Raw genomic sequence first — 25,860 nt, 5'->3', positions numbered from 1 at the left:
TGGAAGCTCTCGCCATCGAACGCTGCAAGCAGCTCTTTGGTTGCGACCACGCAAACATCCAGCCCCTTTCCGGTTCTCCGGCAAACGCCGCTGTCTACATGGGCGTCCTCAAGCCGGGTGACAAGGTCCTCGGTCTCAAGCTGGACCACGGTGGACACCTTTCTCACGGCCATCCGGTGAACTTCTCCGGCATGCTCTACAACTTCGTCCAGTACGAAGTGGATAAGGAAACTGGCCGCATCGACATGGACAAGGTCCGTGAAATCGCTCTCCGCGAAAAGCCCCGCATGATCCTCGCTGGCTTCTCTGCATACAGCCGCAACCTTGACTGGAAGAAGTTCAAGGAAATCGCTGACGAAGTCGGCGCTCTCACCATGGCTGACATTTCTCACGTTGCTGGCCTCATCGCTGGTAAGGCAATCGAATCTCCGGTTCCCTACTTCGATATCGTCACCACCACCACCCATAAGACTCTCCGCGGTCCCCGTTCTGCTATCATCATGTGCAAGGACAAGATGATCAAGAAGATTGTCAAGGGTGAAGAAAAGGAAGTTTCCCTGCCCAAGGCAATCGACGCAGGTCTGTTCCCGGGTATGCAGGGTGGTCCCCATGACCACATCAACGCTGGTAAGGCAGTTGCATTCCTGGAAGCTCTCCAGCCGGAATTCCAGGCTTATGCCCAGAACATCATCAAGAACGCCAAGGCTATGGCCGACGAATTGATGAAGCTTGGCTACAAGATCATTTCCGACGGTACCGACAACCACCTCATGGTTGTGGACATGACTTCCAAGGGTATCGGCGGTAAGGATGCCGAAGTTGCCATGGAAAAGGTTGGCATCTCCTGCAGCCGTTCTACCATTCCGTTCGACACTCGCAAGCCCATGGATCCGTCCGGCGTACGTCTTGGCACCGCAGCCATCACTACCCGCGGCTTCGACGAAAACGATTCCCGCCTCGTAGCTCAGATCATCGACCGTTGCATCCAGAACAAGGACAACGAAGAAGGCCTGAAGGCTATCCGTCAGGAAATCATCGAACTCTGCAAGAAGCACCCGCTGTACAAGTAGTCGTAAGGCGAGAGTCGCAGAAATGAGCTTGCTCATTTCTATGACCGAGCCGCAGATTACAGCGCACGAAGTGCGCCAGTAATCGTGAGTTCGTTTCTACGAAATTAAAAAGCGCCGGATTTTCATCCGGGGCTTTTTTTGCAAAATCATCTTGTCGGAGCGATGTTGCTTTCGCTACATTGCTTATGCTGAAATCCATCAGTGCAATTTCTATATTCGGAGATATGAACGTAATCAAGCTAGACAAGGTTTCCTATCGCTATCCGGGGTCCAGCAAGTGGGCTCTTTCGGATATGTCCCTTGAAATTCCTCAGGGAAGCTTTTTTGCGTTGCTTGGCCCCAATGGCGCTGGCAAAACGACATTGCTTCGTCTGCTTTGTGGCCGTTTCTGTGGCTTTACGGGTAAGCTTGAAATTGCAGAATCCTATGCGGCCAAGAATGGTTTTCTAAATCCGGAAAAATACGGAGTCCTTTTGGAAAATCCGGGTATTTACCCGAAACTTTCTGTGGCGGAATATCTGGACTATTTCGCAGGCTTTTATGGCTTTGGTGAATCCGGTTCTAGTAAGCAGAAAATGATTCACGAAAGAATGGAGGCTTTGGCTAAAAAGTTGGAGTTGCCTTCTTTGTCTGTGAAAATTTCCTCCCTTTCTTTGGGTAACCGCCAGAAAGTTCAGGTTCTTCGCGCCATGCTTCCCAATCCGAAGCTTTTGATTTTGGATGAACCGGTGGCTAACCTGGATCCTCTTTCTCGAGAAGTTGTCTGGTCCATGATTTCTGATTGGCGTAAGGAAGACGGCGGAACAGCGATTGTCTGCTCTCACATTCTTGCTGAAATGGAAGCTGAGGCTACGGATTATGCCATTATCAATGATGGCAAAGTTTTGAGTTCGGGTTCCGTCCATCCCTCTTTTTCTGACGAAGGCGCAGCTGGCGCCATGAATTTGAAATTTGATGGTTCGGTCTCTGTAGAAAAAGTGAAATCTGCCTTGGTTGCTGCAGGGCTTCCGCTTAGCTCTATTGATATTGCAAAGAGTGGCTTGTCTGAACTTTATCAGAAAATGGTTCGCAATACCTAGTTTTGAAAATCCTAGACTTTAGAAGGTCTGGGAAAGGTCGAACGCGAATCGGTTCCAGGAGAATCCTTCAGGGCTCCAGTCGGTCAAATTCTTCTTGAAAGCATAGTCCAGACGGAACGTCAGGAACTGCCAACGATAACGAATGCCTAAGCCAAAGCTTTCGCCTGTTGCTGTCTTGTATGTCGGGTCTTCATCCATGATTTTTGTCCAGTCATAGAATTGGACGATCTGCCATTGCTGAACAGGTTTCCACGGAAGGCTCCAACGAATTTCCTGATTGAATCGCACGTATGTGGGGGTAAGGCCGGTGTTGATGACTTCTTCGCCGTCTTCGTCTGTTGATGTATAACTGGCGTAGATACTGCGGAAACGGTAACCTCTCACAGATCTTGAACCGCCTTGATAGAATACTCGTGCGTCGTCGTCACTTGCTTTAGCGAAGAATCTACCAGCGCTACCGCTAACCGCTCCGTTGAAGGTCGAGAAAAGTGGGAAGTATAAGTTTGTGGTTGCTTCGCCATAGGTGTAAGGGTCGCCTAGCATGGCGAGTTCTTTCCTGTTGTTTCCATCCCAGTTGGTGCCTGCACCGAATGTGGGGGCGAGTCGGATACCCTTGGTGGGGTTGAAGTAATCGTTGGTGTAGTCGAATGTTAATGCAATTTCGCTCTTCAGTTTGAACATCTTGTCGATGATTTTGTTCACGTAACGGGTATCGAGTGTTCCGCGGAAACGAATGTGCTTGGAAAGTCCGAATGTTAAGTCGGCACGGTTAATGATTTCGTATCGTTCTTCAACGCTGTCTGGGTAGGCGGGGGGAGTAATCTTTTCGTGGTTTAATGTAAGACGGTCTTCGAAGCGGATTGCTGTAGGAATGAAACTGAATGATGTGCCGAAGAGCAAGGGGTTTGCGTAACCGATGGACATTTCCTGCTTGTGCTGAGCCAGCATGAAGTTGCCGTAGTATTCGTTGAACTTTCCACCGAAGTTCTTGTGCTTGACGCTTGCTTGTGCGCCGAAGCCGTAGATTTCTTCAAAGAAGAATCCGTAGCGCAGTTCGCCAGGAATTCTTTCTCTCACCATCATGTGGACGTCGGAAAGACCGTCTTCGCGAAGGGAATCCGTTAGCTTGATTTGAGTAAACAGCTGTGTCGAGAAAAGCTTAGACTTGAATGAATTGTACTGGTCACCATCGATGGTTTCTCCCTTAGGAATTTTCCAGAGAGAAGAAAGCCATGCTGTGTCGGTCAATCCTGCTTCGTTGTTTTGTTCCGCGGTCAGGTTGCTGCTGGGGGTTCGCGTGGTCAGGCTGACCATGTTTCCCATCATCACCTTGGCTCCGGGATTTACATTGATTTCAACGAAGATTTTTTTCTTGGTGGTGTCAATCTTTTCTACAGAGGAAACGTAGGCATGGAGGAATCCTTCCTTGCGGAAAGCCTGCTGCACTGCCTGCAAGTCTTCGGAAATGTCCTCGTGATTGTAGAATCTCTTCTTGGAAACGTTAAGGTCTGAATTTTCAATGTCAACCTTGCTGTTTTCGGGCATATTCAGTTTTACGCCGCTAAAGCGATAACGCTTGCCGTCGCGGATGTCAAAGACGTAGTTCGTGCGGATGGTGTCTTGACCTACGTATTCGCGCTTAATATCAAGAACAATGTCAAGACTGTAGTAGCCGCGAGAGTAGTACAGAGCCTTGATGTTTTCCATGGAGAGGCGCATCAAGAAATCCTGCTTGGTGGTGTCCATCTGGCCGAAACCATCAGGAACATCCAATTGCTCTTCCAACTGGAAATTAGAGAACGCCTTATTGCCGTTGATTTCAATACGCCAAGGATGCTTGGCTTCGTCAGCGAACAAGAATGCGGCCAGTACGAACAACAAAACTAGGAGTCGTTTCATTTTTTATCCTCCGTAGTTTTGGGTTGTTCTGATGACTTTTCGGATTCTTCTGCGTCTTCGCATTTACCAAGTCCAAGCAAGCAAGGATTCCAGTAACGGTAAACGTAGTTAATACCGACATTCTTTTCTACTCGGTTACCGTTACCTTCGGTACCTGTATTGGTTAAATACTGTTTAGAAATAAGCAATGCGTTCAAGGACAATGTGGGAGAAATGTGGTTCTTGTGAGAGAACTCTTCTTCCTGGAAGAAAGGCAATGTGTAGTTGACGCCGAATTGCAGAGCCTGGTCGTAAGTGGGGTTTTCGCTTTGGTCCTGAGTGTAACCAAAGACCAAACTGAGGTTCTTCACCCAACGATCCAGGGAAATAGGCACCTTGAAGAAACTGGAGTCCTTGTCGTTCATGGAGGTGTTTTCGAACAGCATCACCTTCATTTCGATATCGCCAATGTAGTCTCCGCCAAGAGTCTTGTTTGCCGTGGTAGAAATCACCTTGCCGATAGCTTTACCTGCCAGTTCGTTCCAGTCGGTGGATTCGCCGCTGTCGTCTGCAATACATCCGAGGAAGATGTTGTAGTAGATGGCTGCGGAAGATTCCATACCGCAGTTTGAAGACGGTATAAGCTGCGGGTTGGTGATGGTTCCTTGAACATCAAGATTGATGGGGCAAGTTTCTTTTTCGTTTTCAGTGGTTTCAGTACAGTAGGGAAGGTCCTGGCTGCTGTTCACGTCGATGACACCGTGTTGCCAAGGTACGTCATTCCATGAAACTTGGAAGGAGTTCAGTGTAAATTCGTAGATGTCCTTGATGCCAATGAAACCTGAGTTCGTGTTGGCGACGTCGCCGCGGAGCAACGGTCTTGTAGTGTTACCAAGAGCCCAAATATCAATGGTGAGGGGGAACGTTGCAACAGGAGTGACGATGGCGATGGAATCGTTCTGTGTATCGCTAATATGAACAGCAAGGTTGATGGGGCTTGCAGTAGAAAGCTTTTCTTCCTGGACTTCCTTCTTACGGAGCTTTGTAATGTAATTGTTGAATGTCGTGAGGTATTTGTCTAAAGAAGTCGGCGTAACTTCAATGCTGAAGTCGTTGTAGTAGACAAGTTTGTCGATAAGGATTCTGCCTGTAATAGTGTTGTTGATGATAACGCCTTCTTCGCTATGGGGTATGCTGAAACCCACGTCTCCGTGGGCGAGGGCTTCTGCTCTGCCATACAAATTGTCGTTCATCTGGAAAGAAATGCGAGGAATGTTTGCGGAGACGAAAAGATCATTTTCTCGATCTTCAAGGTGTCCCTTGATTCCTTGAAGAGTCAATGAACTGTTGCCAAGGTCAATGGAGTATTGCTCGGAAACAACGTCGACGGCTTCCAGCTTCATGCTGTCTAGGTTGAAACGAATTGTTGCGTTGATGGCTTCACCCTTTTCGTTGATGGTGCCAGCTTCGCTAATGTTTACCAAACCGTCCTCAAGATGTCCACGGAGGTGGAACGGGATTTTCAAATCCATCTTAGGTGGCTGATACTTTGTAGAATCGGAACGGATGTCTGCGACGATTCCTTTGAGTCCCTTTGTCAGGTCTGCGGCGATGTCAATGTGCAGGTCGGTGTTCTGAATTTCGCTAATGGTCTTCGGAATATACCATGATCCATTGGCATCCACAGTTCCGTTGAACATCAGGCTGTTATCAAAGTATCCTTCTGCCCAAAGTGTTCCTCCGTTGTCACTACCGTGCGAGAAACTGAGATGGTGCTTGTCGCTGAAGATATGGTCCAGAATAATTTGTGTGTTACCAGCCCAACCGCCGTTACCGATGTCCAGATAGGAATTCAATTCCACCTTGTCGCCTTCAGCAAAGGCGCTCATCTTCTTGATGTTGAAGAAACTCTTGGAAATGTTGGTGAAGGCGATGTCCTTGAAGTCTAGGTTGCCAATAAGACCTTCGCCTTCGTTGTAGGCTAGTTCGCCGGTAATGAGGCCTGAAGCCAAGGTGCTGTCGTTCAGTGGCTCTAGGAGAAGAGGAATACTGAATTCCTTGGAGGAAACCCAGGCGTGGAGAACTTGTATGGGCAAGAAGCTGGTAGGTTTGAAGTTGGGGTTGGAATCGTTGGGCAAGACGATGGCGGCGCTACCTTGTACGGAGTTCTTGCTCTGGGTAGCGATGGCGTCGTCAATAAAGATTGTATCACCATTCTGTCGGACAACGATGTCGCCTGCAACCTTGAATGCGTCTAGCTCGCCTTCTGCGGAAAGCTCTGCCTTGCCGATATTGTTGTCGAAGTCCTGGTGCCAGTGGCCTGTAATGTTTCCGTTAATCTTTTCGCTTAGCTTGATGTCTGCAAACGGTATGGTTCCGATGACGGCGTGGTTTGCCTTGGCGTCGAGGAACAGCGTGTCGTCCAGCCCGATGTAGACGCTTGCCTTGCCGCCGTGGCGCTGGGTCACGTTCCAGGATGTATGGGGATCTTCTGTTCCCCACATAACATCGCCGTCAAAATCAAATACTTCCTTCGGAGTGTAGAGGATGCAGTTGGTGAATACAATTCCCTTTGGGTCCAGTTCCAACATAACTTGTGCAGAGTCTGCAGTCATGTGGTACGCGTAGGGAATGGTGTCGAATTTGCCAAGGACCCTTAGTTTGTGCATGTCGAAGGATCCGTACATCTTAGGCTTGTTTAGAACAACGTTTCCATGAGTCCAGTCTAGGGCCCAAGGTTCGTACGTTGCAATGTCGCCTACAAAGGTGATCATCAACGAATCGGTGAAATCCAAGTGAGCATCTATGCGGGAACCTTGTCGTGTTTCAAGTTTTGCATCGATGAAGTTTCCCTTCTTTTCTGCGGAAGTGATTTCCACATCAAGAGGCATTATCTGCGGGCCGAACTTGGCGCTCATGTGCTCGATTTGCGCTTCGAATGTTCCGTCTAAATTCTTATCGAAGTTGCCGCTAAAGTGGATTGATCCACCTTCGCCGTTGCTCATGGAAATGTCTGTGTTGATGTTGTTTTGATCGCCCTTCAGCTTGATGACAACGTCTTCCGCTTCGAGGGGCCAGAACTCACCGATGTGGGTCTTGATGGTCGCGTTGTACTTTGCAGTTTCTTTCTTTGTGTCCAGGTCCGCTTTTACAGAGACGTCCAATTTGCCGATGCCCGGAATTCCTTCGGGTAGCTTGAAGGGAATCCACTTTTCAGGATCGCTTACGGTTACGTTCGTGTTGGTGCTGAACTTGGTGAGGTTGTTCTTGGGGGCATCCACTTGGACAGCCACAGAATCCTTGGCTGTCTTGATGTCGGCCTTGGCTTTCAACTTGTCACTTCCGAAGTCGGCTTCAAGCTTTACTGAAGCAGGGCTGGAAATGTAATCTCCGCTGACTTGCTCGATAGAAACTCCCGCCGCAGTTTTTCCATGGCTCTTGATTTCCAACTGGGAAACATTCCACTTCATATTGTTGGAAAGCTGAATGTTGGCCTGGTTAACGCCGATCTTTACGGGAACAGGAATCTTCAAGTCTTCAGGAACTGCCGGCGTGGCTGCTTCTCCTTGAGAAGTTTTCTTGTCATCGCCCTTCTTGCTCTTGGGATCTTCCTTGGGCAATTGGATATATGCGTCGACGGAATCCAGGTTTAAAGCGACACCCTTGGATTCGCCTAATATGGTGACGTCAAGGACCGGCTTTGTGACTCGGATGGTGGTGCCGTCCATTTCCACTTTGACAGAGTCAAAAGAGTGGGTGAGGAGGCCGTCCATTTTATGGCCGTAGGGAGAAATTGTAACCCCTGCGACAGTGTGTGGAGTGGCTAAAAATCTTTCGATGAACTCACGACAAAACCAGACGCCAAGGGCAATGGCGCCTACCACAACCATTACGATAAAGGTTGTTCCTGCAAATGTTGAAGTGAGTTTTTTCAACTTAGCCCAAATTATAGAATTTATAAGGCCTGGGGCGATTTAAGAAGATCCTAAAACACCCCGTAAATCGTTGATACTCAACGAGTTACGGACGCCTAACCCTTGTTAGTGAAAATATGTTCACTAGAAAGCGCGGCGGCCGCCACACTTTCTTGTAAATTTCGAGGATTTAGATGCTTGAACTTTAGTCTTGGATGCAGCGAACAGAACGTGCGCTCTTTTTATCGAAGTTTCTACGCTTTACGCTGTAGTCGCCATCGACGAATCGGCCCCAGCCGCTGGTAGAAGAGTATTCTTCGAGAGCCCAGAAGGAGGCGTCAAACATTGGGGAGCAGTCGCTGGATGTGGCGCTCTTGAAACCGGTGGGCAGGATTGCGAAACCGTACTGGTCTACACCAACATCGCTTTCCTTCCAGGTGGTCTTTGCGCGCAGAGCCTTTGCTGCGTTATTTACGTCGCCGGTAGCTTCAATGAGGGTGTCCCATTCTGCGTCGGCAGGCAGGTGCCAGCCTTCGGGGCATGCGGTTTGTGCGTCTTCCCAGGTGTAGAAACGTCCTAAGGTTGCGCAGTTTTCGTCTGCGCCACCGGGGCATACGGAGCCCTCAATTTTAAAATTGAGATTTTCAGCCATCCAAACCTGATCGTTGATCTTGACGGTCTTGTAGGATTTGCCGTCGCGAGCGTCTTCCAAGGTGCCGGCGACGACGTCAATCTTTGCAAAATTGGAGCTGTTTTCTCTGATTTCTTCGTCAGACTGGCTAGTGCTTTGTGCGGTGCAGGCTGCGAGTGCTGCTGCTGCCAATGCGATTGTAACGTAAGATTTGTTCATTCTTCTCTCTCCTAGAATGTGACGCCGAGGCTGCCGTAGAAACCGGAGCCGGCGTTCATGATGATTGTATAACCAAGTTCAATGTTGAGTAATCCGATTCCATAGAATCCGCCAGTCCTGAATTGAGTCCAGGTGGCTTCATTATCTTCGGGAATGGGGAAAATTGCTGTTTCACGCACACCGAAATTCTTGTAACCGATTTCCAGTTGTGCCAGCGGAGCTACGTAAGTTTTTCTGATTTCGCCATCATAGATGGCGGTACTGACCATGCCGCCGACACCGATGGTAACAAAGGATTCTGCCCAGTGGCTGAAGTTCACGCGAAGGCGTGCGGCTGCCGCCAAATCAAGGGTCTTGAACAGATAGCTGTCGTCGCGCTTTTGGCAATCCTTGGATAGAATGCCGATGTACGAGCATACGGATTCGTCGGTGTAGGAAACCAGGCTTCCGGAGAATGCTGCCCAGAAAGAAGACTGGATGCCTTTGCGTTGTTCCGCGGCTTCGGTCTTTTCTGCAAGTTCTTTTTCTGCATTCTCGCAAGCTGCAATGGATTCTTGCTGCTGGGCTACGGCCAGGGAATCTTCGTCGTATTCAGGTCCAAAATCCAGACCTTCGGTGTGGGCGTTGTTTTCCCAGAACAAACGACCGTTCACTTTTTCTGCAGTCTTATCGAACTTGACAACACCTTTGTATTGCAGGGATGTTCCGTCGATTTTTGTAACAGCGGTTTCGCCACCGGCAAGAACACCGTCCTTTGTAAAGGCGATGCGAAGATTACTCTTGTCTGCAGAGCCAGAGCCGATGCGTGTGTGGAACAGCTTGACTCCGTTCAGGTAGTAGGCTCCGCGGACTGCTTTTGCAATGTCGAGGTAAATGGTGGGGGAGGCGGAGGAATCAATCTTGATGACCGCAAGAGAACCCTTTTCCTGAAGTTCCTTGTTCATTCCGTTGACGCGTTCAATGAAATAAGGTGCAAAGCTTGCGTCGTTGCGTCGGATGACCATGTCCTGGCAGGCTTCACCCCACTGCTGAGCTATTTCCAGAGTGCGCTTGCGGAGGTTGGGCTCGTACTGCAAGGTGAAATTGTAGTTTGCTTCAAAACCCTGGGTCAAAGGTTCCAGGAAGACTTCGCCATCAAGATTGACGCTTTCGTCCTTGGAGTTGATGAAACTGAAAAATGCATCGGCGCAGGCGTCGATCTGGGTTCGCCTATCTTCAAGACCACGGGCAGTTTCCATGTAACCGAGGCGGAGCTCGCCGGTCACCTTCATGTAGCTTTCTTCAAAGGCGGGAAGTTCTACTTCGTAAAAGTTCCAGCAGGTCTCGTCCAGAACATCGTTGATGCTGATGGTTGCGCACTGGTCGCTTTTCTTTGCGATTTTATCGGCGTCGGCAAGCAGTGCTTCCAAGGCTTCGTTGCTGGAACTTAGGTTGCTTTGGATCTTCTGCAGTTCCGCTTGGCGGCGATGGAACAGTGCGGGATCTTGCACAAAAATATTGGCGGCGTGGGACGCTTCTTCTGCCATGGCGAAAGAAGTCAAACCTGATAAAAGAAGTAATGCTCCGCGTGATAATTTCATGTGGATAAATCCTAATTAAACAACCAGTGGAAATATAGCTTATTTAGAACAACGTTGTTTTGTGTTGAAGATTGGCGTTTGAGGTGGTAAAGGGGTTGAATAATCGAATGTAAAATTTTGTGTACGGAAAGGACTTCGTTTTTGATGAGAGTTCAAAAAAAGAGAGTCTTTGCGTTCCTGGGGCAGAGTTGAATAAAAAGTTTTTTCTATTTTCGCAAGGTCTGGAAAATTTGACGGTCTACATATCCCTAGTGCAATCCACTAGCTGAGGTTGGGGTCGTTCTTAACTGAAATTTAAAGGATTCTGATGAAAGTACGCTCTTTGGTCTTGTCCGCATGGTGTGCGCTAACTGCGGTTGCCTTGTCTGGCTGTAACGGTATTGGTGGCAAGGAACACCTGGTTGCCCGCTTTAATGACGAAAGTGTTTATAAGGAGGACTTGGTTCTCCTCAAGATGAATTCGGCTAAATCCCATAAATTCTGGGATGAAAATGTTTATACGGAATTGCTTTCCAAGGCTGCAGTGGCTTCCATTGCTTACAAGGAATTTCCTGAGATTGAAGATGAGTGGAATCAGTATTTCAAGGATATCGAATCCCGAATTCTGATGATGGTGCTTCAGCGCTATTACGTTTCGGAATGCATGATGTTCTCTGATTCTGAATTGCGTCGTTTCTATGAGGCAAATAAGAATCTCTTCCCCAATGATTCTACGGGCGATTTTTATAGTGTTCGTGGTGAAGTGGCTGGTCAGTATTACCTGTCTAAGCATCAGGAAGAATTTGAAGCCTATGCGGCAGATGTTGCCAAGAATCAGAATGGAACGATTGATTCTGCCGTGGTGAAAAAACAATTCGTTGATTTGAAGCGCCAGGTCTTACGTGAAGATTTTGCCAACAACATTATTGAAAAACAGCACCTCAGCGTGCAGAGTCTTCCTGCTGTTGATGCCAAACCCTACTACGAAAAGCATAAGGAAGAGTACAAGACCGCTCCGGGCTATGTCCTCTACCACATTCAGATGGCCGATTCTGCAGCTTTAGCTTCCAAGGTGAAGGATAACCTGTCCCTTGAAGAATTCAAGACTCTCGCTGCATCTTTGAATCAGAACAAGTATACTGCAAAGGATAGCGGCCTTGTGGGTCATGTTAAGCAAGGCTTTGCTCTTCCGTATGGAATTGGCATGATTGAAGGCCTTGATAAGGCTCTGGAAGGCAAGAATTCGGGCTTTGTTTCTCCTGTGTTCCACACAGAAAAGGATGCTAGCTTCCAGCGATTCTTCCTTGCTGAAAACGTAGCAAGCCAGACCAAGCCCTTTGAACGCGTTGAAAAGAGCATCAAGAATGATATTGCAAATGGTGATGTGCTTGATGTCGATTCTTCCTTTGCGTTGATTGTCAAGGATGGAAAGACCCTGTTTACCGAAGGTGATTTGCTGCGCTTCAATAAGCTGTATTTTGGCGGTCATAACATTAACATGCCTATTCATGAACGAATGGTGAATATGGTTGCAGAATCCTTTGCCTATGCGGATGCCGCCCTCGAACATAAGCTGAATCTCAATTGGGAATACAAGGCTGTTCTCCGCAATACTCGCTGGAACTACATCTTTGACCGCTATGTTGAAAAGACCCGTGTGGCAAAGGCTGTTCCTGAGGATACCCTTAAGAGCATGTATGATCGCTTCGGTTCTCCGATTCATCGTGATTACGATTTCGAACAAGCTAAAGACGATCTTCGCCTGGTGGCTTCTTTCCCGAAGAACATGTACCTGCATGACTATTTCATGGGTTATCGCGTAATTTATTACGGCTTGACCTATGATCAGTCTGTTCCTCGCATTTTCTACCATAGAAACAAAGAAATGGAGATGGCTAGAACGAAGCGACTTGCTGCAGAGGCCTACACCAAGGCTTCCGCACACTTCTATGGTGACGACGTTCCTGAATACAATGTGCCCACCATTGTCGATAAGATGATGGCCAAGGCTGATTCCTTGTACAAGGCTGGAAAGCGTAGCGAAGCTTACTACGCATATCGTGAAGTGATGTACACATATCCGGATAATGATTCCTTGTTCCAGAAGGTTGCCTATGAAATGGCCCAGATCCAGAACGAAAACGAAGAATATCTGGATGCCGAAGGTGAATACTACGCCTTCTATCGCATGTGGCCTGAAAGTGAAAATGCGGAAAAGGCCATGTTCAGCCGCGGTTTCATTTTAACCGAAAATCTGGGGATGGATAGTGTTGCCTTGGAGGTTTTCCGCGAATTCCAGGTAAAATATCCTAACAGTGAACTGAAGGAATCCGCCGACTGGCTGGTGAAGAACATCGAATCCAACGGTAAGTTGGCCGAGGACCTCCTCCAGAAGATCAATACGGAACAGTAATTTTGGGAAAAACGCGCAAAAAAGGGGCTTTTGCCCCTTATTTAAAACTTGCGTTTGATCTCTGAAACAACCGAATATTTATATTTAACGCACTCACATAAAAAGGTGGTATACTACTATGGAAATGACCTTCGCCATGATCAAGCCCAACGCCGTTAAGTCCGGTCTCGTTGGCCAGATTATTGCCCGTTACGAAGCTGCAGGCCTCTCTGTCTGCGCTATCAAGATGCACCAGATGACTAAGAAGGACGCTCGCGGTTTCTACGCAGAACACGTGAAGAAGCCCTTCTTCCCGGAACTGGAAGCCTACATGACTAAGGGCCCGTCCGTGATGCTCGCTCTGGGTGGCGAAAATGCCATTGCCAAGGTTCGCGCTATTAACGGTGCCACCAATCCGGCTAAGGCAGAACCGGGTACCCTCCGCTACGATTTTGCTCCTTCCATGACCGAAAATGTTGTCCACAGCTCCGATAGCCCCAAGAGCGCAAAGCGTGAACTGGACTTCTGGTTCGAAAAGAAGGAACGCTATGCCTACGAAGCTGCAAGCAAGAAGGCTTGCTGCATCCTTTAATGGCAGTTCAAGATTTTAAAATCAACTAAAAAAGACCCCCCTCAAGGAGACACAAAACAATGAAATGGATCATCAAGTATCTTACTTCTTCCATTGGTAAGAAGCAGATCATGGGATGTACAGGTGCGTTCCTCGTACTGTTCGTCACCGGCCACATGTGTGGTAACTTCCAGCTTTTGAACTTCGACCAGGCTGCAGCACAGGCTTCCTACAACGCCTATACTGAATTCCTGACCGGCTTCAATCCGCTGCACTTCCCGATTAAGCTGATCTACCTCGTAGAATTGGTTCTGATTGCAGCTTTTGCAACCCACATTGGTCTTGCTATCAAGCTGAAGCTCGAAAACAAGGCTGCTCGTGGTAACGTGGGTTACGAAGTCAACGCTCGCAAGGGTAACAAGACTTTCGCAACTTTCACCATGATCTGGACCGGCCTCATCATCGTTGGCTTCCTCATCCAGCATCTCTCCACTCTCAAGTTCGGTGAACATTACCTCTATGTCAACGAAGCTGGCGAAATCGTCCGCGACATGTGGCTCACCACCATCGACATGTTTGCAAACCCGGTTTGGACCGTGTTCTACCTGGTTGCCTTGTTCTCTGTTGGTACTCACCTCTTCCACGCTATCGCTTCTGCTTTCCAGACCCTCGGTCTTGCTCACCAGAAGTGGACTCCGATCATTGACAAGTTCGGTATCGTCTATAGCGTGATTGTTGCTCTGTGCTTTGCTGCTCAGGCGGCATTCTCCTGCTACATCGCACATCAGCCGGAAACCGAAGCTCTCCGCGCCAAGTCTCATGAAATCCAGCAGCAGCTGGAACAGAAGAAGGCCGCTTCCGAAGCCAAGACTTCTTTCGTCGTTCCCTCTGTCGGCATCATTTCCACCAACGTTTAATGGAGACCATAACAAATGATTCTCGATTCTAAAATTCCTGGTGGTTCCATTTCCGAAAAGTGGACCAAGCATAAGTTTGAATTGAAACTCGTGAACCCGGCTAACAAGCGTAAGTTCACCGTTCTCGTGGTTGGTACCGGTCTTGCTGGTGCTTCCGCTGCAGCTTCCCTTGCAGAACTCGGCTACAACGTCAAGTCCTTCTGCATTCAGGACTCTCCCCGTCGTGCTCACTCCATTGCTGCCCAGGGTGGTATCAATGCTGCTAAGAGCTATAAGAACGATGGTGACTCTGTCTATCGTCTTTTCTACGATACCGTTAAGGGCGGTGACTTCCGCGCTCGTGAAGCCAACGTACATCGTCTCGCCGAAAACTCCAACCTGATCATCGATCAGTGCGTTGCTCAGGGTGTTCCCTTCGGCCGTGAATACGGTGGCCTCCTGGACAACCGTTCCTTCGGTGGTACCCAGGTTTCTCGTACCTTCTACGCTCGCGGTCAGACCGGTCAGCAGCTCCTCCTCGGTGCATACCAGGCTCTCATGCGCCAGGTTGCAGCAGGCAAGGTAACTCTCCTTCCGCGTCGTGAAATGATGGACCTCGTCGTTGTCGACGGTAAGGCTCGCGGTATCATCGTTCGTAACCTCGTTACTGGCGAACTCGAAAGCCACGTTGGCGACGCAGTCTGCCTTTGCACCGGTGGTTACGGTAACGTCTACTACCTGTCCACCAACGCTCAGGGTTCTAACGTTACTGCAGCTTTCCGCGCTTATAAGAAGGGTGCAGCATTTGCTAACCCCTGCTACACTCAGATTCACCCGACTTGCTTGCCCCGTCATGGAGACCTGCAGTCCAAGCTGACTCTGATGTCTGAATCTCTGCGTAACGATGGTCGTATTTGGGTTCCGCGTAAGCCGGGCGACAAGCGTTCTCCGGACCAGATTCCTGAAAACGAACGTTACTACTACCTCGAAGAAAAGTACCCCAGCTTCGGTAACCTCGTTCCCCGTGACGTGGCTTCCCGTAATGCTAAGCAGGTTTGCGACGCCGGTATGGGCGTAGGCAACACCGGCCTTGCAGTTTACCTGGACTTCGCTGACGCTATCAAGCGTATGGGCGTTGCAGGCGTTTCTGCTAAGTATGGTAACCTCTTCCAGATGTACGAAAAGATCGTTGACGAAGACCCGTACAAGGTTCCGATGCGCATCTTCCCGGCAATCCACTACACCATGGGTGGTCTGTGGGTTGACTACGATTTGATGTCCACCATCCCGGGCTGCTTCGTTCTCGGTGAAGCAAACTTCTCTGACCACGGTGCTAACCGTCTCGGTGCTTCTGCTTTGATGCAGGGCCTCTCCGATGGTTACTTCGTGATTCCGTTCACCATCGGTGGCTACTTCGCAGGCACCAAGCTGGAAAAGGTTTCCGAATCTGATCCGGCATTTGAAGACTGCAAGAAGCAGACCGCTGAAAAGATTTCCAAGCTCCTTTCCATCAAGGGTCACCGCACTGTTAACGATATCCATCGTCAGCTCGGTAACATCATGTGGGAATACGTTGGTATGGCCCGTAACAAGGCTGGCCTCGAAAAGGCTCTCCAGGAAATCCCGGCTCTCCGCGAAGAATTCTACGAAAACGTCAACGTCGTTGGCTCCGAAGGTTCCTTCAACCAGAACCTGGAACGTGCCGGCCGTTTGGCTGACTTCCTCGAATTCGCAGAAGTCCTCACCCTCGACGCCCTCCACCGTGAAGAATCTTGCGGCGGTCACTTCCGTGAAGAAAGCCAGACCGAAGAAGGCGAAGCAAAGCGTGACGACGAAAACTTCTGCTACGTCGGTGCTTGGGAATTCAAGGGCGACAATGTTAAGCCCGAACTCCACAAGGAACCTCTCACATTCGATAACGTCCACCTCGTTACTAGGAGCTACAAATAATGAGCAACGGCAATATGAATATCACTTTGAAGATTTGGCGTCAGAAGGATGCCAAGACCAAGGGTCAGTTCGAAACTGTCAAGGTCAACGATATTTCTCCGGATATGTCCTTCCTGGAAATGCTGGACATTGTCAACGAAGAACAGATGAAGCAGGGCAAAGAAGGCTTTGCATTCGACCACGACTGCCGCGAAGGCATTTGCGGTATGTGCTCTCTGGTGATCAACGGTATGCCCCATGGTCCCGACCACGGCATCACCACTTGCCAGCTGCACATGCGTAAGTTCAAGGATGGCGATACTATCGTCGTCGAACCGTGGCGCGCTGCTGCATTCCCGGTTATCCGTGACTGCGCTGTTGACCGTTCTGCTTTCGACCGCATCATCGCTGCTGGCGGCTACGTTTCCGTCAATACCGGTGCTGCTCCTGAAGCTTCCGTGATCCCCGTTCCCAAGGCTGATGCAGACCGCGCATTCGACGCTGCTGCTTGTGTTGGTTGCGGTGCTTGCGTTGCTGCATGTAAGAACGCTTCCGCTATGCTCTTCGTCTCTGCTAAGGTTTCTCACCTCAGCTTCTTGCCCCAGGGCAAGGTCGAAGCCAAGAAGCGCGTGCTCGCTATGGTGGCACAGATGGACAAGGAAGGCTTTGGTAACTGCACCAACCTTTACGAATGCCAGGCTGCTTGCCCGAAGGGTATCACTGTGGACTACATCGCCAAGATGAACCGCGAATACCTCATGGCAACCGCTACCTACGCTGAAAAGGTTTACGGCAAGGACTAACAAGGTGAGTGCAGCGACAGCCGTGCTTGCACGAGCTGTCATTGCCGAACCGCAGTTATCCGCGCTGGAACCTTGAAAATGTGACAGCGCCAGGACTAATCTCCTGCTATAAAGCCTAAAAGCTTAAAGAACTCCGTTCGGGTAAATTCCGGGCGGGGTTCTTTTTTTTGAAATTCCTGAGGCACCGCTCAGTTCATTTCGCGTGTCGCTCAGTTCATTTCGCAGAAAAAGCCCCGCAGTTTCCTGCGAGGCTTCTTTTGAATGTTGCGGACGGTTCCGCCGCGATGTTGTCTGTCGCGTAGTTATCTTACGCGGGAACTCCAACGCTTTTTGAAGCGGGGCTCGTCCAGAACTTTTGCCCACACGAAACCGCGGCGGATTTCGGCCTTGTCAAAGGTCCTGCGGTGAGTCTTGTGGTCAGAGGAGGCGAGGCAAGGCCCTTCGATGCCTTCGCTTGCATCGGGGAGGGTTCCTTGTACAGCTTGTTCGCGGAGCTGCCTTGCGCGTTCCTCAAGTTCTGCCAGTTCCTTCTGGTGCTTGAGTTCTGCTTCGTGGCGTGCGCGGAGCGCTTCTTCCTGGGCTTCGGCGTCCCTGCGTTCTTCAGCTTCTCGCTGTTCACGCTTGAAGAGGTTGTCAAGTTCAGACTTGTCGTGTACCAGCAGATCACAGAAACCTTCGCCCATGTCGCGACCCGCGATGTGGTGAGCTTGCAACTCGGCAAGGACTTGCTGTGCTGTGCTTTCGGAAAAACCAAAAGCTTGTTGCAAGTAATCGACGCTGACTTCTTCCCACTGAATGACCGATTCTGCAATTTCCTTGAAGGTGATGCGATTGGGGTTGGCTGGAGTTACCGTAGGTAATTCAACTTCTTCCTCGTCATCTTCGTAGTCTTCGTCAAAATCTTCCACAGGCGGCGTCTCTGGCGTAAGGGTCCCTTGGGATGCCTGACGCTGAGCCTCGTCGAACTGTCGAATCAAATCTTGCAGATTGCCCGGGCGACCCGAGGATTCCTGCGAGGATTGAGACTGTCGTTGCTGGGGAGGCAAGGCTTCTTTTTCTTTTTTACCAGCAGCAACTTTCTTGATGATAACCTCAAGAACGTAGACGCCGATAAGTATTAATAAACCTTCCATATTCTAGGCTCCAGGCTCGAGGTCTTAGGTTCGAGCATTGAAGGTTGGAATGTTTTTTGAAAATGCGGTAATCATTTTCCGTATTTCAACGATTTCTGTGCTGAGTTTTGCATGGATCTCTTCAGTGATGTAACTAAGGTCTCTTGCTAACAGCAATTGATATTCAACTTCAGTTGTTGAGCCTGAAGCAATTTGCAAAAATCGATTGAAATCGGGGTTTGTTGATCTACCACATCCTTCTGCAATGTTTGTCGGGATTGAGGCTGAGGCTCGTCTTATTTGAGATGTCAAAGCGAATAATTCATCTTTAGGAAAGAACTGTTGCGTAACTCTATAAATCTCTAGAGTTAATGCGTGACTTCGTTTCCAAATATCAAGATCTTGGAATTTTCGCATGCTTTCCCTCGAACCTGGAACCTCGTACCTCAAACCTATTTAGCTTCCGGTGCGTTGCCGATTTCCTTGCGCATCTGGGTGTCGGCTTCGATGTTCTTCATGTTGTAGTAATCCATGACGCCAAGCTTGCCGTCGCGGAGAGCGGTTGCCATAGCCATGGGAATCTGGGCTTCGGCTTCAACCAGCTTAGCCTTCATTTCCATGACCTTGGCCTTCATTTCCTGTTCGGCAGCGTAAGCCATGGCGCGGCGTTCTTCTGCCTTGGCCTGTGCAATCTTCTTGTCTGCTTCTGCACGGTCGGTTTCGAGGATGGCACCGATGTTCTGGCCAACGTCCACGTCTGCAATATCGATGGAAAGAATTTCGAATGCGGTACCTGCGTCCAGGCCGGATGCCAGCACCTTCTTGGAAATCATGTTGGGGTTTTCAAGAACTTCCTTATGGCTCTGTGCGGAACCGATGGAAGACACGATGCCTTCGCCAACACGGGCGATAACGGTTTCTTCGCCTGCGCCACCCACCAATTTCTGGATGGATGCGCGAACGGTAATACGGGTCACGGCGTGGAGCTGAATACCATCCAGAGCCACAGCGGAAACCTTAGGAGTGGTAATGACCTTGGGGTTCACGGACATCTGCACTGCTTCCAGAACGTTACGACCAGCCAGGTCGATGGCTGCTGCTTCCTTGAAGTCCAGCTTGATGTTTGCCTTGTTTGCAGCGATCAAAGCCTGGATTACGCGGAGAACGTTACCGCGGGAAAGGTAGTGGGCTTCCAGCAGGTTGGTGTCCACCGGGAGGCCTGCCTTGCAGCTGAGGATTCGTGCTTCGACGATGACCTGGGGCGGAACCTTACGAAGTCGCATACCGATGAGCTGGAAAATGCTCACGTTTGCCTTGGAGAACAATGCCTGGAGCCAGAGGCTGAAGAACTTGCCCACGAAGGCGAGAAGAATGATGACGACGATGGCGGCAATGACAATGCCAACAGCGAAAATAGTATCCATTTTATTTGCTCCGTATAGAGTGTGTTTGTTTTTCTTTGAAAATCTAATTGTTGAGAAAACTAACTGTTATTTGCGCTTACGAATATATGTGCTTCCTGAACGTAATCCACCTTGATGGATTGGCCTGCTTCGATAATCTCGCCGCGGGTTTGAACGTCCAAAAGTTTTGTGCTGCCGTCGGCCATGGTAAACTGTGCCTGGCCAACAGGGCGAAGGAATGTCTTGGAAACGCCGATGTCGCCGGGGCGAACTTCGCTAACGGCTTCCGTGGGGGAGGCTGCGGTCTCTAGGTCCGTCTTAAGCATGGGAGTCCAGCCTTCGGGCAGCAGCGGAATCAAATACTTGCTGGCGGCAATGGGGAACACTAGGGCTATGACCGCGCAACATAACATATAGAACAGCCCAAACAGCCAAGGCGTGGCGTCGAAGGATTCTTCAACGGCTTCCGGTACATATTCAGGAATGTCCGCCGGGGAGAAACTCATGGTCAATGCGATGATCATGCAGATGATACCGCCAATGCCGAAGAGGAACGTTCCCGGCATCACGAAAATTTCCACCAGGAACAAGGCGATGCCTGCAATCAATAGAACTGCCGGCAGCATGCCGTCCAGCTGCGGAGCGAACTGACCCAGGAATACGATTCCAATGAGGATGATGCCGACTATGCCGAATACGCCGAATCCAGGAGTCTTGAATTCGATGTACAAGGCTCCGAAACCGAGAATCAGCAAAATGCCTGCGATTCCTGCGATGGCGTTTGCTACGTCTTCGCCCATGGTGGTTTCCACTTCGCTCTTGCGTTCAATCGCCAAAGTGGTTTCAAAATCGTCACGGCCGTTAAAGGTGCCCTGGGAGAATCCCAGATCCTTGGCTTCCTTGTCGGTCATGGTCAGCAGTTCCCCTTCCTTCACAAGAATCTTGGGGGCGCCCCAGAACTTCTTTTCGTCCTTGCTCATGACTTCGTACTTGGCGGACTCAATAATCATGGTGGTGTCGCGTTCGGTCTTTTTGCCTGCGTCAAGCTTGGCACGGAGTTCGAGAATTTCAAGTTCCGGGGTGACGAAGGCGGAACTGAGCAATTCGGGGTAGCCGTTCTTTTGAGCCAGGTTGCGGAACTTGGCGCGGAGGGGAGACTGAATCTTTTCGCCCACGATTTGCGGGGTGCCATCGCTGTTCTGCACAATGGGGGCGCAGTCGCCGATGGTTGTGGATTCCATCATGTAAAGCTTGCTGCAGGCCAAGGCGATGAGGCTACCTGCGCTGATGGCCTTCTTTTTAACGAAGGCGATGGTCTGGGGACCTCGAATGGCCATGATGGTATCAACGATGTCGAAGGCTGCATCCAGGCGGCCACCGAAGGTGTTGATCTCAAAAACAATGTAGTCCGGATTTTCTTCCAGAGCCTCGCCAATGGCGCGGGCGCAGAAATCGTACATGGAAGGTTCCACGTCGCCTTCCAGCTTGATCCAGACGGCGTGTTTCTTTGCGGGGGTGACGGCGGTATTCCCGGTGGCGGAATCTGTAGTCACGGGGCCAGAAAGACCAGAGTCGGTTGCAATGGTCGCGGACGTTACCCTAGTGTCATTCTGAATTGGCTTCTCCCGGGTGTCATTCTGAGCCGCAGGCGAAGAATCCAGACCAGTTGTTCCAGCGAAAGAAAAGGCGGCAAAAACCGCCAAAAGTGCGAGAATTTTAGTTACAAACTTCATACCATCAATGTATAAAGTTTTTATGTCAAAAGAGTGTCAAAATGCGGGATTTCTGATAGAAAGTCTCTATTTTGTTTTGAACGGTCGTTTTGGCCTTCTGCAGACCCGTTTTCACCCCATCTCCAGGGCCTTGGCCCGGTCTCTCACCTGCGCCTTGAACAACGCCTTGCTTGGCTCGCTTAAGTAACTTAGGTCGATCATGGCGTCCATTTCCCCTAAAAGGCTGCAGGTTTCTGCAATAAAACGCTGGGCTCGGATTTCCTTGATGCCGATGCGGCGGGCCAGTTCCATAAAGTCCGGCTTGCCGTAGAACCCGTTTGCCTTGAAAAAATCCGTTTTAAAGTCCGCGCCGGAATAATCTGCAGCTGAGTTTTCGCTGAACAGTTCTAATGCGGTTCGGCCAAGTTCTTGAATGTGCAGGGATGTATTCAGCAAATCGTAGGCAGGGGCTAGCTTGTAAACCCCGTCTGCATTTGGGGAGTAGACAGAAAAGTTCTTGACGTGAGCGTCGCCGTTACAAACAAGGTAGTTGAACAGAATCAGCTTGAAGTACTTTTCGACGTCGGTGGGGTAAGTGCTTACATATTGCTTCATCAGGTCGGCAATCTGCTGGTAGCTGAAGTCGTACTTGTAGTTGGAACCTTTTTCGCCCGGGGTGAGGCCAGCCACCTGGGCAAAGTCTTCCTGGCAGATTCTATTGCCGTCGGGCAGAACATCGAATCGCTTGGTAATGTAGGCCGGTGTTCCGTCTTTAAGATAAACTAGCGCATTGTCTGCTGCTTCGATCTTGAAAATCTGCCTGGCCATTTGCATGGTCAAGTGCTCGTTGGCGGGCATATCCTTTGTGTTGTCGAACAGCCCTTCTACTGCAGGCTTTAAGATGAAGGTGCCGCCATTTTCAGTAGGTTCTAGTCGTCCGTCGTTTACTATTAGCGAAAACTTGGGCTGTGCCCCAGAAATTGAAATCCGACGGATGGAACCATTGTTTGCCTTGATTTCGGGTAAGGAAAAATCAAGTGTGGCGCCAAACTTTTTTAGACCGAACAAACGCTTGGCACAGGCGGGGCAAAAATCTCGAGGGGTCTCCTTGAGGCAACTATGGCAGCGGTTCTGCATGGTGGGGGAGGTGGCGCCTGTCATACGTCCTCCATCACGGTGATGGCGCCGATGGTTTCACTTCCCGCAAGTTTCAGCAACAGCCTGTAGGAATCCTTGGGGTCGATTTTCAGACTCATGCAGTAAAGCCTGTGGTTCTCGCCCTCGGGCAGCAAGCCTTCAAAAAACGGAAACAGCTCCTTGGACTTGTAGGGTTCCTGGCGCTTAGGCAATGTTAACGCGATGGCAGGGCGCCTGGACGCAAGGTAGATTTCGTCGTAGGTGAAAATGAATCCACCCTTAGTCTTTGTCAAGGTACCTGCCAAAATGCCGTTGTAGAAAACCGATGCTTGCCTAGCCATTGATGACCCTCTCGGTTAAAGACAGCTTTAGCCCTAGTTGATTAGAAAGTTTGCAAAGGACCTCGATGGATGGGTTGGCATTACCGTTTTCGATGGCGTTGATGGTTCGTAGTGAAACGCCGGACATTTCCGAAAGATCCCTCTGGCTTAACCCAAGGGCTTCCCGTCGCTTTTGCAAAATCTCAAAAATTTCATTCATAATGCGCAATATATTGCTTGTTTTTAATTTAAAATACGAAAAAACGATGAATTTGTCAATGAATGCGCAATATGTTGCGCAATTTGTTTGTGTTTTTCGCAATTCTCGTGACAATTTTCACTAAATGAGCCTAAAATTGGCGAAATTCTGCCAAATACTTGACTTTGTTTTTTTTTGGTTACATTTGTAGATGCTGTGGTAAATATGAATCTGCTCACAAATTATAGGATAAATGATGTCAAAAAAAGATGGTGAATGTGTTGATTTAAAAGGACTTGGAGAAAAGTTCAAGTCGTTGAAGAATGTGAAGTTTTTAGGCGATATCAAGGTTGACCAATTCAGTAAGGATAGGCTGACCGTGTATCGCTATATGCGTTATGCCAGGGCGAAGGACATTATTGAGTCCAAGAAAATTTCTTTTACCGATCCAAGAACTTGGGAAGACCCGTTTGAAAAAAGGTTTGCGTGTGGAGATTACAAGTCGCTAGGTTTTTCGCCGAAGGAGTTGGCTTGCATGTGCGTTACCACCGAGCATGGCGAAAATGAAGCCGCGTTTTGGCGAATGTTCGACCCGGATGGTAAACACGATTTGGTTCAGCTGACCTTGGATTTTAGCATCTTGCTAAAGGCGCTGAATGATTTCGCAAAAAAGAATAATGCCACCATTTATGTGAAACCTTGCGACTATACCTACACTTCCGAGGAACTGAAAAGTTCTGGAAAAGGCACTTTTTTGAAAGAAGGGAAAAAATTTGATGAAGAAGACTTTATTGAATTGATGAGCCTAAAAAGGCGTGCCTTCGCGTCGGAAAAGGAACTGCGTTTCTTTATCTATGGTGAAAACCTGCCCTTTGTAGGAAACTTCTTGAGTATTCCTTATAAGGGGCGCTTAGTTAAGGAAATGAAGGTTTGCCCCAAGCCGGATTTTACGGCATTTGTGTCAAGCGAGGATATAGTGAAGGATGTGCTGGTCTCTCGCTTCAAAAAAGAACTAAGAATTACAAAATCTCGTCTTTACGACTCGGTTTATTCCTTTAAAGCGAAAAAATAAACTCGTTGGAGAAAATATGAAATCTAAGATAATGAAGATTTTGGTTGTCGCTCTTGCTTTGGCTTCTTTTGGCCTGATGGGCTGCGAGTCTGACGAGATTACTGTAATGGATGCCGATGGAAATTCTTATCCCACGGTAAAAATCGGTAACCAGGTCTGGATGGCCAAGAACCTGAACGTGAATGTGCCGGGTTCTGTGTGCTACGATAACGACCCTGTCAATTGCGAAAAGAACGGTCGTCTCTACACTTGGGATGCGGCAATGATTGCCTGCCCGGATGGTTGGTCGCTACCTGACAATTCAGACTTTTCTGAACTGAAATCCTTTGTGGAGTCCAAGGTTGGGGAAGGGAACGCCGGCTCCGTTTTGAAGGGGCGAACCTTTGATATGTCCGTTGAAGGCGCACTTGAATACGATGATCGTTTTGGCTTTTCGGGCCAGGCCGCCGGCGACCGTATCAAGAATGCATACAAGTTTCTGGGAGAAACGGCCTACCTTTGGTCTTCCTCCGAAGGCGATGATTCTCGTGCTTTCGATTGGGTACTAAGCTCGAATTCGGACGATTTCTTTCAGGGAAACATAAAGTTCGCCTTAAAGAAAAACGGCTTCTCGGTCCGTTGCATAAAGAAGTCTGCAAGCAATTCGAAAACTGAGGAAGAAATTCGTGATGACAGAGCCAATGACTCCAACGAGGGGGACGAAGTGTCCTCGCAGCGCTCCAAGGCGCAACCATCGAGCGGAACTTTAAAAGATTCCCGCGATGGAAAAACGTACAAGACCGTGAAGATTGGCGACCAAGTCTGGATGGCTGAAAACCTGAATTACAAGACCAGCGAGAGCTATTGCTACGATAACAAGGAAGGCAATTGCAAAAAATATGGTCGTTTGTACACCTGGGATGATGCGAAAAAAGCATGCCCTGCAGGCTGGCGCTTGCCCAGTAAGGTGGAGTTTGAAAGTCTCCTGTCTACCGTGGGCACCTCTAAGGCAGAACGCTCTCTAAATCTACGTGCACGCAGTTGGAAAAATGGATCGGATATGTTCGGCTTTTCCGCTCTCCCTGCTGGCGACTACTACAGCCTCAACATGGAGTTCATCCAATTGGGCAACTACACCTTCTTTTGGTCTTCTACGGAGCGCGATAACGACGACGCCTACGACCTGTACGTCTACGACGGCGGCGCGGGCGTCGGCCTCAGCTTTGAGGGCCTTGGATTCTCGGTGCGTTGTCTCCAGGACTAACTAGGCTACCACCGAAGGTGGAAAGCCTAGCCAAGGCTTAGCGAAGCAAAGCCTTGTAACTACCGAGAAAATTTCCTCGTAAGGTTAGAACATGAGAAAATTCTTAATACTTGTATGCACTCTAGTCGTATGTTCCATGGCGGGAACCCTTAAGGATTCCCGCGATGGAAAAACGTACAAGACCGTGAAGATTGGCGACCAAGTCTGGATGGCTGAAAACCTGAATTACAAGACCAGAGAGAGCTATTGCTACGATAACAAGGAAAGCAATTGCGAAAAGTACGGTCGCTTGTACACCTGGGTGGCAGCAATGAATGCATGCCCTGCTGGCTGGCACTTGCCCAGTGAGGCAGAGTTAGAACGTCTCCTGGCTGCAGTGGGCACCTCTGGTGATGAAAGATCCCTAAATCTGCGCGCACGCAGTTGGAAAAATGGAACTGATAAGTTCGGCTTTTCCGCTCTCCCTGCTGGCTACTACAGCAGCCGCCGCGAGGAGTTCTGCAATTTGGGCTACTACACCGACTTTTGGACTTCTACGGAGCACAATAGCTTCTACGCCTACCGCCTGGACATCAGCGACGACTTCGCGTACGACGCCCACAACGTCGACAAGGACTACGGACACTCGGTGCGTTGTCTCCAGGACTAACTAGGCTACCACCGAAGGTGGAAAGCCTAGCCAAGGCTTAGCGAAGCAAAGCCTTGTAACTACCGAGAAAAT

Annotated in this window: 21 protein-coding genes; 10 read left to right on the top strand and 11 right to left on the bottom strand. The window is 49.4% G+C overall.

What is annotated here, in order from left to right; genetic code table 11:
* Together MJZ25_14475 and MJZ25_14470 are read left to right on the top strand one after the other, a co-directional pair.
* The coding region (locus tag MJZ25_14475; protein MCQ2125381.1) for a serine hydroxymethyltransferase at window positions 1-1,070 on the top strand (1,070 nt) is incomplete at its 5' end.
* A gap of 224 nt (window positions 1,071-1,294) precedes the next feature.
* Complete coding sequence (locus MJZ25_14470; GenBank protein MCQ2125380.1) at window positions 1,295-2,149, top strand: ABC transporter ATP-binding protein; 855 nt, start codon at window positions 1,295-1,297, stop codon at window positions 2,147-2,149.
* An 18-nt stretch (window positions 2,150-2,167) separates the two neighbouring features.
* On the opposite strand, the gene MJZ25_14465 is transcribed toward MJZ25_14470, so the two are convergent.
* The 4 genes from MJZ25_14465 to MJZ25_14450 all read right to left on the bottom strand — a co-directional run bounded on the left by MJZ25_14465 (window position 2,168) and on the right by MJZ25_14450 (window position 10,371).
* Complete coding sequence (locus MJZ25_14465; GenBank protein MCQ2125379.1) at window positions 2,168-4,048, bottom strand: BamA/TamA family outer membrane protein; 1,881 nt, start codon at window positions 4,046-4,048, stop codon at window positions 2,168-2,170.
* A complete protein-coding gene (locus tag MJZ25_14460) occupies window positions 4,045-7,962 on the bottom strand; it encodes a hypothetical protein (protein MCQ2125378.1) in 3,918 nt (1,305 codons plus the stop codon). The genes MJZ25_14465 and MJZ25_14460 overlap by 4 nt, the downstream gene beginning before the upstream one ends.
* Before the next feature lie 184 nt (window positions 7,963-8,146).
* Window positions 8,147-8,791, bottom strand: coding sequence for a fibrobacter succinogenes major paralogous domain-containing protein (locus tag MJZ25_14455; GenBank protein ID MCQ2125377.1), 645 nt, complete (start codon window positions 8,789-8,791; stop codon window positions 8,147-8,149).
* A gap of 11 nt (window positions 8,792-8,802) precedes the next feature.
* Complete coding sequence (locus MJZ25_14450; protein ID MCQ2125376.1) at window positions 8,803-10,371, bottom strand: hypothetical protein; 1,569 nt, start codon at window positions 10,369-10,371, stop codon at window positions 8,803-8,805.
* A gap of 307 nt (window positions 10,372-10,678) precedes the next feature.
* Between MJZ25_14450 and MJZ25_14445 the strand changes: the two genes are divergently transcribed.
* From MJZ25_14445 to MJZ25_14425, 5 genes are all read left to right on the top strand, one after another.
* Entirely contained in the window at window positions 10,679-12,763 is a 2,085-nt protein-coding gene (locus MJZ25_14445) for a hypothetical protein (protein ID MCQ2125375.1), read from the top strand.
* A 118-nt stretch (window positions 12,764-12,881) separates the two neighbouring features.
* Window positions 12,882-13,334 (top strand): nucleoside-diphosphate kinase, encoded by a 453-nt coding sequence (gene ndk / locus MJZ25_14440; protein MCQ2125374.1) that lies wholly within the window; start codon window positions 12,882-12,884, stop codon window positions 13,332-13,334.
* 59 nt (window positions 13,335-13,393) lie between these two features.
* Entirely contained in the window at window positions 13,394-14,230 is an 837-nt protein-coding gene (locus MJZ25_14435) for a succinate dehydrogenase cytochrome b subunit (GenBank protein ID MCQ2125373.1), read from the top strand.
* 15 nt (window positions 14,231-14,245) lie between these two features.
* Window positions 14,246-16,159, top strand: a complete 1,914-nt coding sequence (locus MJZ25_14430; protein ID MCQ2125372.1) for a fumarate reductase/succinate dehydrogenase flavoprotein subunit — start codon at window positions 14,246-14,248, stop codon at window positions 16,157-16,159.
* Complete coding sequence (locus MJZ25_14425) at window positions 16,159-16,941, top strand: succinate dehydrogenase/fumarate reductase iron-sulfur subunit (protein MCQ2125371.1); 783 nt, start codon at window positions 16,159-16,161, stop codon at window positions 16,939-16,941. Before MJZ25_14430 ends, MJZ25_14425 begins: the two co-directional genes overlap by 1 nt.
* 302 nt (window positions 16,942-17,243) lie before the next feature.
* Here the strand turns inward: MJZ25_14425 and MJZ25_14420 are convergent, their stop codons facing one another.
* The 7 genes from MJZ25_14420 to MJZ25_14390 all read right to left on the bottom strand — a co-directional run bounded on the left by MJZ25_14420 (window position 17,244) and on the right by MJZ25_14390 (window position 22,845).
* Window positions 17,244-18,074, bottom strand: coding sequence for a hypothetical protein (locus MJZ25_14420; GenBank protein ID MCQ2125370.1), 831 nt, complete (start codon window positions 18,072-18,074; stop codon window positions 17,244-17,246).
* Between the two features lie 24 nt (window positions 18,075-18,098).
* Complete coding sequence (locus tag MJZ25_14415) at window positions 18,099-18,470, bottom strand: four helix bundle protein (GenBank protein MCQ2125369.1); 372 nt, start codon at window positions 18,468-18,470, stop codon at window positions 18,099-18,101.
* A gap of 35 nt (window positions 18,471-18,505) precedes the next feature.
* The gene (floA, locus tag MJZ25_14410) at window positions 18,506-19,477 is read right to left on the bottom strand and encodes a flotillin-like protein FloA (protein ID MCQ2125368.1); all 972 of its coding nucleotides are present in this window, start codon (window positions 19,475-19,477) and stop codon (window positions 18,506-18,508) included.
* A gap of 59 nt (window positions 19,478-19,536) precedes the next feature.
* Complete coding sequence (locus tag MJZ25_14405; GenBank protein MCQ2125367.1) at window positions 19,537-21,189, bottom strand: ATP-dependent Clp protease proteolytic subunit; 1,653 nt, start codon at window positions 21,187-21,189, stop codon at window positions 19,537-19,539.
* Window positions 21,190-21,300: 111 nt separating this feature from the next.
* Window positions 21,301-22,329, bottom strand: coding sequence for a HipA domain-containing protein (locus MJZ25_14400; protein MCQ2125366.1), 1,029 nt, complete (start codon window positions 22,327-22,329; stop codon window positions 21,301-21,303).
* Window positions 22,326-22,646 carry a HipA N-terminal domain-containing protein gene (locus MJZ25_14395; protein MCQ2125365.1) on the bottom strand — a complete coding sequence of 107 codons (321 nt, stop codon included), beginning with the start codon at window positions 22,644-22,646 and terminating at the stop codon, window positions 22,326-22,328. The genes MJZ25_14400 and MJZ25_14395 overlap by 4 nt, the downstream gene beginning before the upstream one ends.
* Window positions 22,639-22,845 (bottom strand): helix-turn-helix transcriptional regulator, encoded by a 207-nt coding sequence (locus MJZ25_14390; protein ID MCQ2125364.1) that lies wholly within the window; start codon window positions 22,843-22,845, stop codon window positions 22,639-22,641. The genes MJZ25_14395 and MJZ25_14390 overlap by 8 nt, the downstream gene beginning before the upstream one ends.
* A 235-nt stretch (window positions 22,846-23,080) precedes the next feature.
* Here MJZ25_14390 and MJZ25_14385 point away from each other — a divergent pair, with 235 nt between their 5' ends.
* From MJZ25_14385 to MJZ25_14375, 3 genes are all read left to right on the top strand, one after another.
* Entirely contained in the window at window positions 23,081-23,896 is an 816-nt protein-coding gene (locus tag MJZ25_14385; protein MCQ2125363.1) for a hypothetical protein, read from the top strand.
* Window positions 23,897-23,912: 16 nt separating this feature from the next.
* Window positions 23,913-25,139, top strand: coding sequence for a hypothetical protein (locus tag MJZ25_14380; protein ID MCQ2125362.1), 1,227 nt, complete (start codon window positions 23,913-23,915; stop codon window positions 25,137-25,139).
* Window positions 25,140-25,275: 136 nt separating this feature from the next.
* Window positions 25,276-25,788 (top strand): fibrobacter succinogenes major paralogous domain-containing protein, encoded by a 513-nt coding sequence (locus tag MJZ25_14375; GenBank protein MCQ2125361.1) that lies wholly within the window; start codon window positions 25,276-25,278, stop codon window positions 25,786-25,788.
* Window positions 25,789-25,860 lie beyond the last annotated feature (72 nt).

Origin of the sequence: Fibrobacter sp. (assembly GCA_024399065.1) — a bacterium.
Classification (GTDB): Bacteria; Fibrobacterota; Fibrobacteria; order Fibrobacterales; family Fibrobacteraceae; genus Fibrobacter.
This window is presented reverse-complemented; position numbering and strand designations above follow the sequence as displayed.